The sequence below is a fragment of the Pseudomonas sp. GM60 genome (assembly GCF_000282415.1).
Lineage (GTDB): Bacteria > Pseudomonadota > Gammaproteobacteria > Pseudomonadales > Pseudomonadaceae > Aquipseudomonas > Aquipseudomonas migulae.
In genome coordinates, this window is the sequence record NZ_AKJI01000063.1 from 1 (window position 1) to 12,307 (window position 12,307).

The following is a 12,307-nucleotide window of genomic DNA, read 5'->3' on the forward strand; positions in this document are numbered from 1 at the left end:
ACTGCGCAGAACCTCCACTCGGCCTCTCGAGGGGGCGCTCAGATCAAAAGCTGAAGGCGAGCTAACGCTCGGCCTGATGAGTGGTGAGAATCAAAAGCGTACGTGCCCCTCTGTAGGAGCTGGCTTGCCAGCGATCATCGTCAACGATAACGCGTGCTGTCTGGATAGACGCGGCGTACTTGAATCCATCGCCAGCAAGCTGGCTCCTACAGGGGGGGGCGTGATCCCGGTTCTGTCTCACGACACAGAATCTGCAGGAGCTGGCTTGCTGGCGATGGTCGTCAACGATAACGCGTGCTGCCTGGATAGACGCGGCGCACTTGAATCCATCGCCAGCAGGCAGGCTCCTACAGGGGGGGCGTGATCCCGGTTCTGTCTCACGACACAGAATCTGTAGGAGCTGGCTTGCCGGCGATGGTGGTCAACGATAACGCGTGCTGCCTGGATAGACGCGGCGCACTTGAATCCATCGTCAGTAGGCTGGCTCCTACAGGAGTGGCGTGATCCCGGTTCTCTCTCACGACACAGAATCTGCAGGAGCTGGCTTGCCAGCGATCATCGTCAACGATAACGCGTGCTGTCTGGATAGACGCGGCGCACTTGAATCCATCGCCAGCAGGCTGGCTCCTACAGGAGTGGCGTGATTCCGGTTCTGTCTCACGACACAGAATCTGCAGGAGCTGGCTTGCCAGCGATGGTCGTCAACGATAACGCGTGCTGTCTGGATAGACGCGGCGCACTTGAATCTATCGCCAGTAGTCTGGCTCCTACAGGGGTGGCGTGATCCCGGTTCTGTCTCACGACACAGAATCTGTAGGAGCTGGCTTGCCAGCGATGGTCGTCAACGATAACGCGTGCTGCCTGGATAGACTCGGCGCGGCGCACTTGAATCCATCGCCAGCAGGCTGGCTCCTACAGGTTTTTGCGTTATCTAACTTTTTTGCCTGTAGAAAAGCAAAAAGGCCCGCAAGGGGCCTTTTCGGGAACGCAGGGTCAATCAGCGTTCGAGATCTTTGATCTTGCCTTTGACGCCATCCCACTCTTCGGCATCGGGCAACGATTCTTTCTTCTCGGTGATGTTCGGCCAGATTTCGGCCAACTCAACGTTCAGCTGAATGAATTCCTGCATCTCTTCCGGGACTTCATCTTCGGAGAAGATGGCCACGGCAGGGCATTCTGGTTCGCACAGTGCGCAGTCGATGCACTCATCCGGGTGAATCACCAGGAAATTCGGGCCTTCGTAAAAGCAGTCCACCGGACAGACTTCTACGCAGTCGGTGTACTTGCACTTGATGCAGTTGTCGGTGACGACGAAGGTCATTTCTAATTTTCTCCTCAGGCGGCGGCAGCGGAGCCCCTTCACGTTGGGGTCGCCAGGTTTGGGAGCGATAGTCTGCAGGCCAGGCTATTAGCCTGCAGCATCCCAAACCGCGCGAGATTCTAACAGCTTGCAGGCAAGTGCGTTAGATCCGTGTCTTTAGTGTATAGAGCATTTCTAGTGCACGACGCGGTGTCAGGTCGTCCAGATCCAGTTTGGCCAGCTCTTCGAGTACCGGATGCGGGAGGCTGGCGAACATGTCGCTTTGCTGCGGCGCGGCCGATTTACCTTTGGCGGCCTTGGGTACTTCATGCGGCAGCGCGGTGGCTTCCAGTCGACCCAGATGCTCGCGAGCGCGCACGATCACTTCGCTCGGCACGCCGGCCAGTTGTGCAACGGCCAGACCATAACTCTGGCTGGCAGGCCCGGGCAGCACGTGGTGCAGGAACACAATGCGCTCGTTGTGCTCAGTGGCATTGAGGTGCACGTTGGCCACCAGCGGTTGCGCTTCCGGTAGCACCGTCAGTTCAAAATAGTGCGTGGCGAACAGCGTGTAAGCCCGCAGCTGCGCCAGGCGTTCAGCCGCAGCCCATGCCAGGGACAGACCGTCGAAGGTGCTGGTGCCGCGACCGACTTCGTCCATCAGCACCAGGCTGCGCTCGGTGGCGTTGTGCAAAATGTTGGCGGTTTCGCTCATTTCGACCATGAAGGTCGAACGTCCACCGGCCAGGTCGTCGCTGGAACCGATCCGGGTAAAGATCCGGTCCACCAGCGACAATTCGCAACTGGCCGCCGGCACGAAGCTGCCGATGTGCGCCAGCAGTACGATCAACGCGGTCTGGCGCATGTAGGTGGATTTACCGCCCATGTTCGGACCGGTGATCACCAACATGCGTGTGTTGTCGTCGAGACTCAGGTCGTTGGCGACGAACGGCGTGGTCAGAACTTGCTCGACCACCGGGTGACGACCCTGGCTGATGCGCATGCACGGCTCGTCGACGAAGCGCGGGCAGTTCAGGTCGAGGTTCAGCGCGCGTTCGGCGAGGTTGCTCAGCACGTCCAGCTCGGCCAGGGCTGCAGCGGTGTCTTGCAGCGGCGGCAATTGGCTGATCAAGTCTTCGAGCAGCGCTTCGTAGAGCATCTTCTCGCGGGCGAGGGCGCGGCTCTTGGCCGACAGCGCCTTGTCCTCGAACGCCTTCAGTTCCGGCGTGATAAAGCGCTCGGCGCCTTTGAGCGTCTGGCGACGGATATAGTCGGCCGGTGCCGATTCAGCCTGCTTGCTCGGCAGTTCGATAAAGTAGCCGTGAATGCGGTTGTACCCGACTTTCAAGTGCGACAGACCGGTACGGGCCTTCTCGCGTGCTTCCAGATCGATCAGGAACTGCCCGGCGTTTTCGCTGAGCGATTGCAGGTCATCGAGTTCGCTGTCGTAACCGGTTTTCAACACGCCGCCGTCACGGATCACGGCAGGCGGGTTGTCGATGATGGCTTTTTCCAGCAGGGCCGCCAGTTCCGGGTAGGTGCTGGTGGTTTTCGCCAGTTGAATAATGTGCGGCGCTTCCAGCTCGGCCATCGCCACTTGCAGCTCGGGCAATGCACCGAGGGCATCGCGCAGGCGCGCCAGGTCGCGAGGACGCGCATTACGCAAACCGATCCGCGCGAGAATCCGCTCGATGTCACCGATTTCCTTGAGCTGCGGTTGCAGCTTTTCGAAACGGTAGCCGTCGAGCAGGCACGTGATCGAGGTCTGGCGCGCCAGCAAAACGTTCAGGTCCCGCAGCGGACGATTCAACCAACGGGTCAGCAAGCGGCTGCCCATGGCGGTCTGGCAGCGATCGACCACCGATTGCAGCGTGTTGTCGCGGCCACCGGCCAGGTTGGTGTCCAGTTCCAGGTTGCGACGGCTTGCGCCATCCAGCACCACGGTGTCGTCCAGGCGCTCATGGCGCAGGCTGCGCAAATGGGGCAGGGCGGTGCGCTGGGTTTCCTTGGCGTAGCTGAGCAGGCAACCGGCAGCGCCGATGGCCAGGGTCAGGTTCTCGCAGCCAAAACCCTTCAGGTCCTGGGTCGAAAACTGCTGGCACAGACTTTTCAGCGCCGAGTCGCGCTCGAAATCCCACGGCGCACGACGACGAACCCCACGACGTTTCTCCGCCGGCAAATCCTTTGGCCAGTCATCCGGGATCATCAACTCTACCGGATTGACCCGCTCCAGTTCCGCCAGCAGGTTTTCCCAGCCCTTGATCTCCAGCACGGAGAAGTTGCCGCTGGTGATATCCAGCACTGCCAGACCGAACAGACGCTCGTCACCCAGCACCGCCGCGATCAGGTTGTCCCGACGCTCATCCAGCAGCGCTTCATCACTGACCGTGCCCGGCGTGATGATCCGCACCACTTGCCGATCAACTGGCCCTTTGCTGGTCGCCGGATCGCCGACCTGTTCACAGATCACCACCGATTCGCCGAGCTTCACCAGTTTCGCCAGGTAACCTTCCGCGGCGTGGTAAGGAATCCCACACATCGGAATCGCCTGGCCAGCCGACTGCCCACGGGCGGTCAGGGTGATGTCCAGCAACTTGGCGGCCTTCTTCGCGTCTTCATAGAAGATTTCGTAGAAGTCACCCATGCGATAGAACATCAACTGGTCGGGGTGCTGGTTCTTCAGGCGCCAGTACTGCTGCATCATTGGCGTGTGAGAGGACAGATCGGAGAGTGCTTTATTCATCGGATAATCAGGCAAATTCGTTGAAAGGTGTAGGGCAAAGGAGGGACATCGGCCCGGCTTTTCCGCGATGGGCGCAAGGTTACCATGGGCGGTCCGCCCGACGCAGGCAACTAAAGCTGTGCGATACATTTCTGCTGTCTATGCACGATTTATGCAATTCTGCATTTGCCTCCGTAAAAAAGATCAAGCACTATGCGCGTTATGCAAAAACGCAATGTTTCTACCGTCTTAAGAGCGCTGCTCGATCAGCACGGGATCTCCCCCACGGAGCTTCACCGTCGCACCGGCGTGCCTCAATCCACTCTCTCGCGGATCCTCGGCGGGAAGATTGTCGATCCTTCGGATAAGCACATTTCGAAGATCGCCGAGTACTTCGCCGTGAGCACCGATCAGTTGCGTGGCCGCGCGGATGTCGCGCCTGCCGCCAATTCCGCTCGCGATGAATTGCATTCCGAACTCAAGGACATAAGCCTGTGGGACGACGATACGCCTGTTGATGACGACGAGGTGTCGGTCCCCTTTCTTCGCGAGGTTGAATTGGCTGCTGGATCAGGAAGATTCGTCATCGAAGAAAGCGAGCGCTCTAGCTTGCGCTTCGGCAAGCGCAGTTTGCGCCACAACGGTGTGCAGTTCGACCAGGCCAAATGCGTAACGGTACGTGGTAACAGCATGCTGCCGGTACTGCGCGACGGCGCCACTGTGGGGGTCAATGCCGGCAAGTGCGGGATCGGCGATATCGTCGATGGCGACCTTTATGCGATCAACCACAACGGTCAGCTGCGGGTTAAACAGCTTTATCGCTTGCCCACGGGGATTCGCCTGCGCAGCTTCAATCGCGATGAACATCCGGACGAGGACTACACCTTCCAGGAGATCCAGGAAGAGCAGATTGTCATCCTCGGCCACGTCTTCTGGTGGGGCATGTACGCCCGCTAACCTCATCGCTGTCAGATAAAACCCGCCACCGAGCGGGTTTTTTTTCGTCTGCTGAAAACCGTCAACGCCTTTGTCTGCGGGGCTTCCATGCGCCAGTGCATTTGTTGTGCATAAATAAATGCATTTATGCATTGACTGTATATGCATCCATGCATATTCTTTGTCTCAAGCCGCTCAACAAAGCAGCTCGAAACGAAGTTCTTTAGTTCCACCACAAAGGCAGCGATGAACCGGCCTCAACGGTTCAGAGGGTTGGCAACTGACCCGGGTGTGCAGCGTAAAGCACCGAAAGCAGTTATCCGGCGGGCAGGGACCGCGGTCGGAAAAACAATCTGAATGGACCCGTACCGCGCCAGTAGCGCCGAAAGGTCAACGCGAAGGATCGCATTACTGAAAAGCCTGGGTGACCGGGCTTTTTGGAATGCCTGCCTGACGTCAGGCATATCAACCCCGCATTTGGGGTCTGCCTGTGCAGCAACTGCTGCGCAATCAATACATCTCACTCAATAGGTACAACCATGAACGGAATCAAAAAAATCATTGCCCCGCTGATGCTGGCTCTTGTCGGTGCTGCCGGTAGCGCTACTGCGGCGAACCTTCTGGTCAACGGCAGCTTTGAACAACCCGGCTGCAGCGACAGCTGCGTGCTGGACACGACCGCGAAAGCCAACTTCATCACGGGCTGGACGACCTTTCTGTCGGGTGCCGAGTACTTCAACATGCGCGCTTCGATCCCTGGCTCTGCTGCAGCGGAAGGCGCAGTGATCGTCGATCTGGCTAACAACGTTTACAGCAATGGCGGCGGGATTCAGCAGAACTTTGCCACCGTGCCAGGGGCCAAGTACCGATTGACTTTCAGCATGGGCAATTCGCTGTACGCCAACCGATCCGGTGATGGTGTCGTGCAAGTGAAAGTGGCCGGTCAGACCGCGCTCTTCAACACGCCGACGGCCAAGGGTGGCGTCGTCGAGTGGAGCACTGTGACTTATGACTTCACGGCTATCACGTCTCAAACGACCCTGGCCTTTTCCAACGAGCAGAACCCGTACGTCAACTTCGCTTTCATCGACAACGTGATCGTTGAAAAGCTGTAGTTCTTCGTCGATCAAAACCAGCCGGCTCATTTCCGAGAGGCCCATCTCATCGATCCCAAGGAGGCGTGACATGACAAACGAGCAACAAGCGTTGCTGGACATGCCGATCTGGCTGGTCATCGTGCTCGCCCTGGTGGGCGGGGTAACCGGCGAAATGTGGCGTGCCGACAAGGAGGGCGCTCGCGGCTGGTCATTGCTGCGGCGTCTGGCCTTGCGTTCCGGGGCCTGCATGATCTGCGGGGTCTCGGCCATCATGCTGCTGTACGCCGCCGGCATGTCGATCTGGGCGGCCGGCGCGTTCGGTTGCCTCACGGCGATGGCCGGCGCCGATGTCGCCATTGGCCTTTATGAGCGCTGGGCGGCCAAGCGGATCGGCGTGTGTGAAGTACCGCCGCGTGATTCCCGCCCGGATCAATAAAACCGGGCCCATTGCCGTTCTGGCATCCCCGGTCCGCTGCATGAACCCACGCAGCCGGACGCCTCGAAATTTGAATGGAAGCCACTTATGTCCCTCGACATCGATAAGCCGTCGCGTCTGTTTTTTGCCATTGCCGACGCGCTACGTGCAGTTGGCCCGGGTTTGAAGGTCGGAAGTCGTCAGGACTTCGACGGCACGTTCGATCAGGCGTGGGTCCTGATCGCTATCGAACGCAATGCAGCCGGCGACCGCGCCCATGACGGGCGCATCGCCCATGTTTTGACGGTCTCGCTGCAAATCATTGTGCCGCCAACGCTGAACAACCCGGGATTGGCCGCTGTTGATCTGGCGAGCGTCCTCAAGGGATTGGTCACGGATAACCGCTGGGGCCTGCCGGGTAGTCAATGCGACCTGCCCATGAATATCGATGCCTTGCCGTCGACGCTCATCAGCGGTTCGCAGGAGTACCTCGCCTGGACCCTTTCCTTCACCCAGACGATTTACCTCGGCGCATTGCTGCTGGACGACCCGCTGGGCATCCCGAAATTCGCCAAAACCTGGGAAGTCTCGAACATCGACGACCCGGACCAATACACCGCACTTGAGGACTGAGCCATGTTCGATGCGCTTTTACGTCAGCAGCTTGGCCCGATCATTGAGCGTCTGGCCGAGATGGAGGCCGAGCTTGAAGACGTGCACCGGCGCACCGACAGCCTGTGTCGTATCGGCGTGTGCCAGGAAGTCGATGCGGCCAGCAATACCTGCCGGGTCAGTCACGGTGAATTACTCACGCCGGCCATCCGTTTTTTCAACCCCAGCGCCGGGGCGCAAAGCGAGTCGCGTATCCCCTCGGTCGGCGAGCAATGCCTGTTGCTGAACCATGGCGGCGGCGAGGGCGGCGCTCAATCCGTGGCGTTGTTCGGGCTTAACGGCAATCGGTTTCCACCCGCTTCGACCCAGGCTTCGCTGACGCGTCGCCTCTATCTGGACGGTACGGAAAGCGGTTACGACGACGCCCTCCATGCCTTGCACTGGAAGAACGGCCCGGCGGCGTTCAATGGCTCTCGCGAAGCGCTCGAGTTGAATCTCGGGCCGGCGAGACTTGCGATCACGCCTGAGGTCATCGAACTGCAACTGGGCGCGGTCGGCTTGCGACTCGACGCTTCCGGTGTGCACCTGAGCGGCCCGGTGGTGGATCACCAGGGACGCGTCATCAGTACCGCATAAAGAGTTTCCCATGATCGGAATCGAAAGAAACACCGGGGCGGCGGTCGATGACTGGCCGCAGTTTGTACAGCGCGCAACCCGAGCGCTGACTACGCCGTTGGGCACCCGGCAGAAGCGTCCTTTGTATGGCTCGCTGATCCCGGAACTGCTGGGCCGCAACCTCGGCGACGACCTGCTGATGCTTGCCCAGAGCCACGCGGCACAGGCGTTCTACAACCCGCAGAACGGCATCGATGATTTCCAGCCGCAGGTCATTGTGGCCAGCCGGCAAGGCGCCGGGCTGGTCCTGCGATTCGCCGGCACCTGGCAAAACCGCAAACAGACCTTCGAGGTGGTGACATGAGCATGTTGATACCCGGCCAGAACCAGTTGGCCGAACCTTCGATCGTCACCGTCGAAGCGTTCGAGGATTTGCTCGCCGAATTCAAGACGTTTGTCGTCGAGTACGTCGGCGCCCGCGCTCCGGAGTCGGCGGCAAAGATCAAGGTCAGCCTCGAAAACGAAAGCGAGTTGCTGACCCTGGCCCTTGAGGCCTTTTGTGTGCGCCTGCAAATCCACGAACGCAAATACAACGCCCGCATCAAGCAGATGCTGGCCTGGTGGGCGACTGGCAGCAACCTCGATGCCCGCCTCGCGGACATGGGGCTTGAGCGTCAGTTGCTGGACCCTGGCGACCCGGCGGCATTCCCGCCGATTGCGCCCGTGTACGAAAGCGACGACGACGCCCGGTTGCGTTATTACCTGGCGCCGCACGCACCGGCCGCCGGTTCACGCATGCAATATCGCCGCGAGGTCTTCACCCTCGGCGAGCGTCCTGTGGTGAAGGTGGACACTCATGCACCGGGCGAGGTGACGGTCACGTACACCTTCGATCCGGACGGCTACGCGGCGCAGGTCAAGGACGGCAATGGACGCCGCACCGCGCCCGGTGAGGTGATGGTCACGGTGCTGGCTCGGGAGGGCGATGGCACCGCGTCCGATGACCTGCTCGACGGCGTGCGCCGGCACTTCGCCCGGCCCGACGTCCGACCGGAAACGGATCGGGTCACAGTGCAAAGCGCCCATATCAAAAACTACAAAATCCGCGTCGTCGCCCGAATCAACGCCGGCCCTGATTCGGGGCTGACCAAGGTTGCCGCGCAACAGCAACTGCAAGCGTATGCCCAGAGCTGTCATCGACTGGAAGGGCGGATCGATCCGAGCTGGATCGACTACACGCTGCATAACGCCGGCGCGGTTCAACTGGACATTCTCGAACCGGTCGAGCCGATTGTGACGACGGCGTTTGAAGCGCCTTACTGCACCGGGGTCGAGGTCGAGGTACTCACGCTATGAGTGACCAGACGCCGCGCCCGAGTCTGTTGCCAGCCAACAGCTCACCGTTGGAAAAAGCCCTCGATATTGGCTTCGGTGCATTGCTTGACCGCATTGCGCCGCCGTTCCCCGAGCTGATGAACCCGACCTCGACGCCTCTGGCATTTCTGCCTTATCTCGCAGCGGATCGTGGTGTTAGTGAATGGAGCGCCGAGGCCGCCGAGGCGGAAAAGCGTTTAACCGTTGAACTGGCCTGGCCCACCGCGCGACAGGCCGGGACACGTCAGGCCCTGGAAAACGCCGCGAAAGGATTGCGGTTAATGCCCGAGGTACGTGCCTGGTACGAGCAGACACCGCCGGGCGCGCCTTACAGCTTTTCCGTCCGGGCATTTACCGAGCAACCCTACAGCGAAGAAATCGACGCTCGCCTCGACCGGCGTCTGGCGGACGCCAAAAGCGAGCGCGACGTTCTGTCGGTGTCCGTCGGCTTGAGCGCATTCGGCAGTCACGTCATCGGCGCGGCGACGGTGTGCGGCGAACTGACCACGGTTTATCCGATTGTCATCGAAGGGCTTGAAGCCTCGGGGCAGACCGTCATGGCCGCCGGGCTCTACGCCGTTGAAACATCCACTATTTATCCTCAGGGGTCCTAAATGGCCGACTATTACACCCTGCTTACCAATGCGGGGATCGCCTATGAAACTGCCTGCAAGGCGGCGGGCGTGCCGATCAAACTGTCGCAGATTTCGGTCGGCGACGGCGGCGGCGCGGTTTACAACCCGGCGGCAACCGCCACGGCGCTTAAACGAGAAGTGTGGCGCGGGCCACTGAATGCGCTGTTCCAGGACGAGAAAAATCCGAGCTGGCTGCTCGCCGAAGTGACCATCCCGCCAGAAGAGGGTGGTTGGTATGTGCGTGAGGCCGGGCTCTGGACCGACACTGGCATCCTCTACGCCATCGTCAAATACCCGGAGTCGTTCAAACCGGTGCTGGCGACGTCGGGTTCGGGCAAAGAGTTCTACATCCGTTCGATTTTCGAGACGAGCAATGCGTCGCTCGTCACGTTGCTGATTGACGACACGGTGGTCAAAGCGACGCGGGCGTGGGTGATGGGGTATCTCGCCGACGAACTGGCGAAGCTGGATGGCAAGCAATCAGTTCGCGTGGCCACCACTGAAAACATTGTGCTCAGTAGTGCGCAGCAAATCGACGGCGTCGCAGTGCTGTCCGGGCAGCGCGTGCTGGTGACGGCGCAAACGCTGGCGAAGGACAACGGCATTTATGTTGCGGCCAACGGCGCTTGGGTGCGGGCGACTGATGCCAACACCAGCGCCAAGGTGACGCCGGGCCTGACCGTGATGGTCGAGGAAGGCGCGGCGAACGGTGATTCGCTTTGGCACCTGGTGACGAACGGGCCGATCACGCTGGGCACTACGGCGCTGAGCTTTGAAATGCTTGCGGGTCGGACGGGGATTCAGGCGGGGACGTACAAGAGTCTGACGGTCGATAAGTATGGCCGCGCGACGGGTGGTACGAACCCGGAAACACTGGCAGGTTTTGGGATCAAGGACACTTACACCAAGCCTGAAGTCGAAGCGCTGATTGCGCAGGTCTCGGCGCTGCCGGTCGGGAGTATGGTCGGGTTGCCGGTGAACAAGGTTCCGCCCGGCTTTCTTGAGCTTGACGGCAGTGTTCGGAGCATTGCGACCTACCCTGACTTGGCCGCGTTCCTTGGGACGGCGTTCAATCAGGGCAACGAAGGTGCAGGGAATTTTCGCCTTCCTGAATCGCGTGGCGAGTTTTTGCGCGGTTGGGACCATGGGCGCGGGGTGGACGTTGGTCGTGTCTTGGGTAGCGGCCAGCTTGGTCAACTGGAAGAGCACGAACACGGGGCAAGGTCCGGCTTGGGGATTACCGGAACAGGAAGCAATGCACTCGTAGCGTTCGCAAATACTTCCGTCGGTAGCTCGCTGCCTGCCGGTGCGGTTTCTAAATATGGAGGAAGTGAAACCCGGCCGCGGAACCTGGCGGTGATGTGGTGCATCAAGGCCTGGAACGCGCCGATTAATCAGGGAAGCATCGACATTGCAGCGCTGGCTGCACTCGCAGCTCAAGCAACCGAGGTCAATCAGGGTACAGCGAAGGTTGCCTCTCAGGTCCAGGTCGAAACGGGAGTTGATGACAGCACGATCGTCACACCGAAGAAAATGCGCTTTGGCTTCCAGTTCATCAAGGGGGGCAACGGAGCCATTGTGTTGCCCACTTGGCTTGGCGGTTTCATCATCCAGTGGGGCGTGTCAACCTCAATTGCCAACGGTGGGACTGCATTATTCAACTACCCCATCGCTTTCCCTGTAGCGGCTGTATGCCCTGTGGCGATAAGGCGCGGAACGGGAAATAACTCGGCCACGGTCGATACAACTCTCACTCAGGTTTCAATTAATAACCGTCCTCATTACTCACCTGATTCTTCAGGGACCGCCAACGTCTATTTCTTTTTTTGCATCGGCTATTGAGAGGGAGCATGGGTAAATATCTGGTTTTGAATAGCGAACGTGAAGTGATTACGCAGTTGATTGAGGGCGTGCATGACATCCCTTCGAACGCGGTGTTGATCGATAACGAGCGCTGGTATGAAGTAACACAAGACATCAGTTGCGATTGGCAGATGAGTGAAGCCGGAGAGCTAATCAAGCGACCTAAACTCCCGCCCACGGATGGACAACTGCCTGGCGCGTTTGAACGGGAATGGCGTGATCAGGTATTGCAATCCACTGAGTGGCTTGTCTCGCGGCAACGCGATGAGCAGGAAATGGCACGCCAGGCCACGCTGACGGCTGAACAGTTTGCAGCGCTGCTGGCGTATAGGCAGGGTCTGCGCGACTGGCCTCAATCGTCTGACTTTCCGGATGTGCAGCATCGGCCAAAGCCACCGGCATGGATCGCCGACCAAACCCAATAAACGCCCCGCACCGCCGGGGCGTTTTCTTTCCCGCAATACAAACAAACACAACACCCGACAGCCCCTTACCCAAGGGGCTTTTTCGTTTATGGAGAAACAGAAATGGCAGAACGCCAAACGTACACCGTGCTCCTTCCATTCCCTACCGGGGGTGGCCACTGGTCGAGTATCGGTCAGGAACTGCAACTGCTCGATGTGGAGGCCAGTGCGCTACGCAGCGCTGGTCGTCTGGAGCTGAAAAAAGCCGAGGCTGCCGATTCGGCCTCTCCATCCACCGCAGCGAAAAAAGCTGCTGCCAAGAAGGCTGAATAAC

Annotated in this window: 13 protein-coding genes; 11 read left to right on the plus strand and 2 right to left on the minus strand. The window is 59.6% G+C overall.

From position 1 onward, the window contains the following. Window positions 1-997: 997 nt before the first annotated feature. Both fdxA and mutS read right to left on the minus strand, forming a co-directional pair. The gene (fdxA, locus tag PMI32_RS13420; RefSeq protein ID WP_007908827.1) at window positions 998-1,321 is read right to left on the minus strand and encodes a ferredoxin FdxA; all 324 of its coding nucleotides are present in this window, start codon (window positions 1,319-1,321) and stop codon (window positions 998-1,000) included. 142 nt (window positions 1,322-1,463) lie between these two features. After that, a complete protein-coding gene (gene mutS / locus PMI32_RS13415; RefSeq protein WP_008029969.1) occupies window positions 1,464-4,043 on the minus strand; it encodes a DNA mismatch repair protein MutS in 2,580 nt (859 codons plus the stop codon). 201 nt (window positions 4,044-4,244) lie between these two features. Between mutS and PMI32_RS13410 the strand changes: the two genes are divergently transcribed. From PMI32_RS13410 to PMI32_RS13365, 11 genes are all read left to right on the plus strand, one after another. Beyond that, window positions 4,245-4,979, plus strand: coding sequence for an XRE family transcriptional regulator (locus tag PMI32_RS13410; RefSeq protein WP_008029972.1), 735 nt, complete (start codon window positions 4,245-4,247; stop codon window positions 4,977-4,979). A 518-nt stretch (window positions 4,980-5,497) separates the two neighbouring features. Next, window positions 5,498-6,073 carry a DUF642 domain-containing protein gene (locus tag PMI32_RS13405; RefSeq protein ID WP_008029974.1) on the plus strand — a complete coding sequence of 192 codons (576 nt, stop codon included), beginning with the start codon at window positions 5,498-5,500 and terminating at the stop codon, window positions 6,071-6,073. A gap of 70 nt (window positions 6,074-6,143) precedes the next feature. Then, the gene (locus tag PMI32_RS13400) at window positions 6,144-6,491 is read left to right on the plus strand and encodes a phage holin family protein (protein WP_008029976.1); all 348 of its coding nucleotides are present in this window, start codon (window positions 6,144-6,146) and stop codon (window positions 6,489-6,491) included. A gap of 87 nt (window positions 6,492-6,578) precedes the next feature. Then, window positions 6,579-7,103 (plus strand): hypothetical protein, encoded by a 525-nt coding sequence (locus PMI32_RS13395; protein ID WP_008029979.1) that lies wholly within the window; start codon window positions 6,579-6,581, stop codon window positions 7,101-7,103. Window positions 7,104-7,106: 3 nt separating this feature from the next. After that, complete coding sequence (locus tag PMI32_RS13390; protein WP_008029980.1) at window positions 7,107-7,718, plus strand: phage baseplate assembly protein V; 612 nt, start codon at window positions 7,107-7,109, stop codon at window positions 7,716-7,718. A gap of 10 nt (window positions 7,719-7,728) precedes the next feature. Further along, window positions 7,729-8,061, plus strand: a complete 333-nt coding sequence (locus tag PMI32_RS13385; protein ID WP_008029983.1) for a hypothetical protein — start codon at window positions 7,729-7,731, stop codon at window positions 8,059-8,061. Further along, complete coding sequence (locus PMI32_RS13380; protein ID WP_008029985.1) at window positions 8,058-9,053, plus strand: baseplate J/gp47 family protein; 996 nt, start codon at window positions 8,058-8,060, stop codon at window positions 9,051-9,053. The genes PMI32_RS13385 and PMI32_RS13380 overlap by 4 nt, the downstream gene beginning before the upstream one ends. After that, window positions 9,050-9,685 (plus strand): phage tail protein I, encoded by a 636-nt coding sequence (locus PMI32_RS13375; RefSeq protein WP_008029987.1) that lies wholly within the window; start codon window positions 9,050-9,052, stop codon window positions 9,683-9,685. The genes PMI32_RS13380 and PMI32_RS13375 overlap by 4 nt, the downstream gene beginning before the upstream one ends. Next, window positions 9,686-11,548: a phage tail-collar fiber domain-containing protein gene (locus PMI32_RS13370; RefSeq protein WP_008029988.1), complete on the plus strand. Its 1,863-nt coding sequence runs from the start codon at window positions 9,686-9,688 to the stop codon at window positions 11,546-11,548. Window positions 11,549-11,556: 8 nt separating this feature from the next. Continuing rightward, on the plus strand, window positions 11,557-11,994 hold the full coding sequence (locus PMI32_RS0128880) for a phage tail assembly chaperone (protein WP_008029990.1): 438 nt from the start codon (window positions 11,557-11,559) through the stop codon (window positions 11,992-11,994). Between the two features lie 102 nt (window positions 11,995-12,096). Beyond that, window positions 12,097-12,306, plus strand: a complete 210-nt coding sequence (locus PMI32_RS13365) for a hypothetical protein (protein WP_008029992.1) — start codon at window positions 12,097-12,099, stop codon at window positions 12,304-12,306. Window position 12,307: the final 1 nt, after the last annotated feature.

Excerpts from the sequence above, each read along its gene's own strand:
- PMI32_RS13380 (WP_008029985.1), top strand. The coding sequence starts at position 8,058 with ATGAGCATGTTGATACCCGGCCAGAACCAGTTGGCCGAACCTTCGATC.
- PMI32_RS0128880 (WP_008029990.1), top strand. The coding sequence starts at position 11,557 with ATGGGTAAATATCTGGTTTTGAATAGCGAACGTGAAGTGATTACGCAG.
- PMI32_RS13375 (WP_008029987.1), top strand. The coding sequence starts at position 9,050 with ATGAGTGACCAGACGCCGCGCCCGAGTCTGTTGCCAGCCAACAGCTCA.
- PMI32_RS13390 (WP_008029980.1), top strand. The coding sequence starts at position 7,107 with ATGTTCGATGCGCTTTTACGTCAGCAGCTTGGCCCGATCATTGAGCGT.
- mutS (WP_008029969.1), bottom strand. The coding sequence starts at position 4,043 with ATGAATAAAGCACTCTCCGATCTGTCCTCTCACACGCCAATGATGCAG.
- PMI32_RS13385 (WP_008029983.1), top strand. The coding sequence starts at position 7,729 with ATGATCGGAATCGAAAGAAACACCGGGGCGGCGGTCGATGACTGGCCG.
- fdxA (WP_007908827.1), bottom strand. The coding sequence starts at position 1,321 with ATGACCTTCGTCGTCACCGACAACTGCATCAAGTGCAAGTACACCGAC.
- PMI32_RS13365 (WP_008029992.1), top strand. The coding sequence starts at position 12,097 with ATGGCAGAACGCCAAACGTACACCGTGCTCCTTCCATTCCCTACCGGG.
- PMI32_RS13395 (WP_008029979.1), top strand. The coding sequence starts at position 6,579 with ATGTCCCTCGACATCGATAAGCCGTCGCGTCTGTTTTTTGCCATTGCC.
- PMI32_RS13370 (WP_008029988.1), top strand. The coding sequence starts at position 9,686 with ATGGCCGACTATTACACCCTGCTTACCAATGCGGGGATCGCCTATGAA.
- PMI32_RS13400 (WP_008029976.1), top strand. The coding sequence starts at position 6,144 with ATGACAAACGAGCAACAAGCGTTGCTGGACATGCCGATCTGGCTGGTC.
- PMI32_RS13405 (WP_008029974.1), top strand. The coding sequence starts at position 5,498 with ATGAACGGAATCAAAAAAATCATTGCCCCGCTGATGCTGGCTCTTGTC.
- PMI32_RS13410 (WP_008029972.1), top strand. The coding sequence starts at position 4,245 with ATGCAAAAACGCAATGTTTCTACCGTCTTAAGAGCGCTGCTCGATCAG.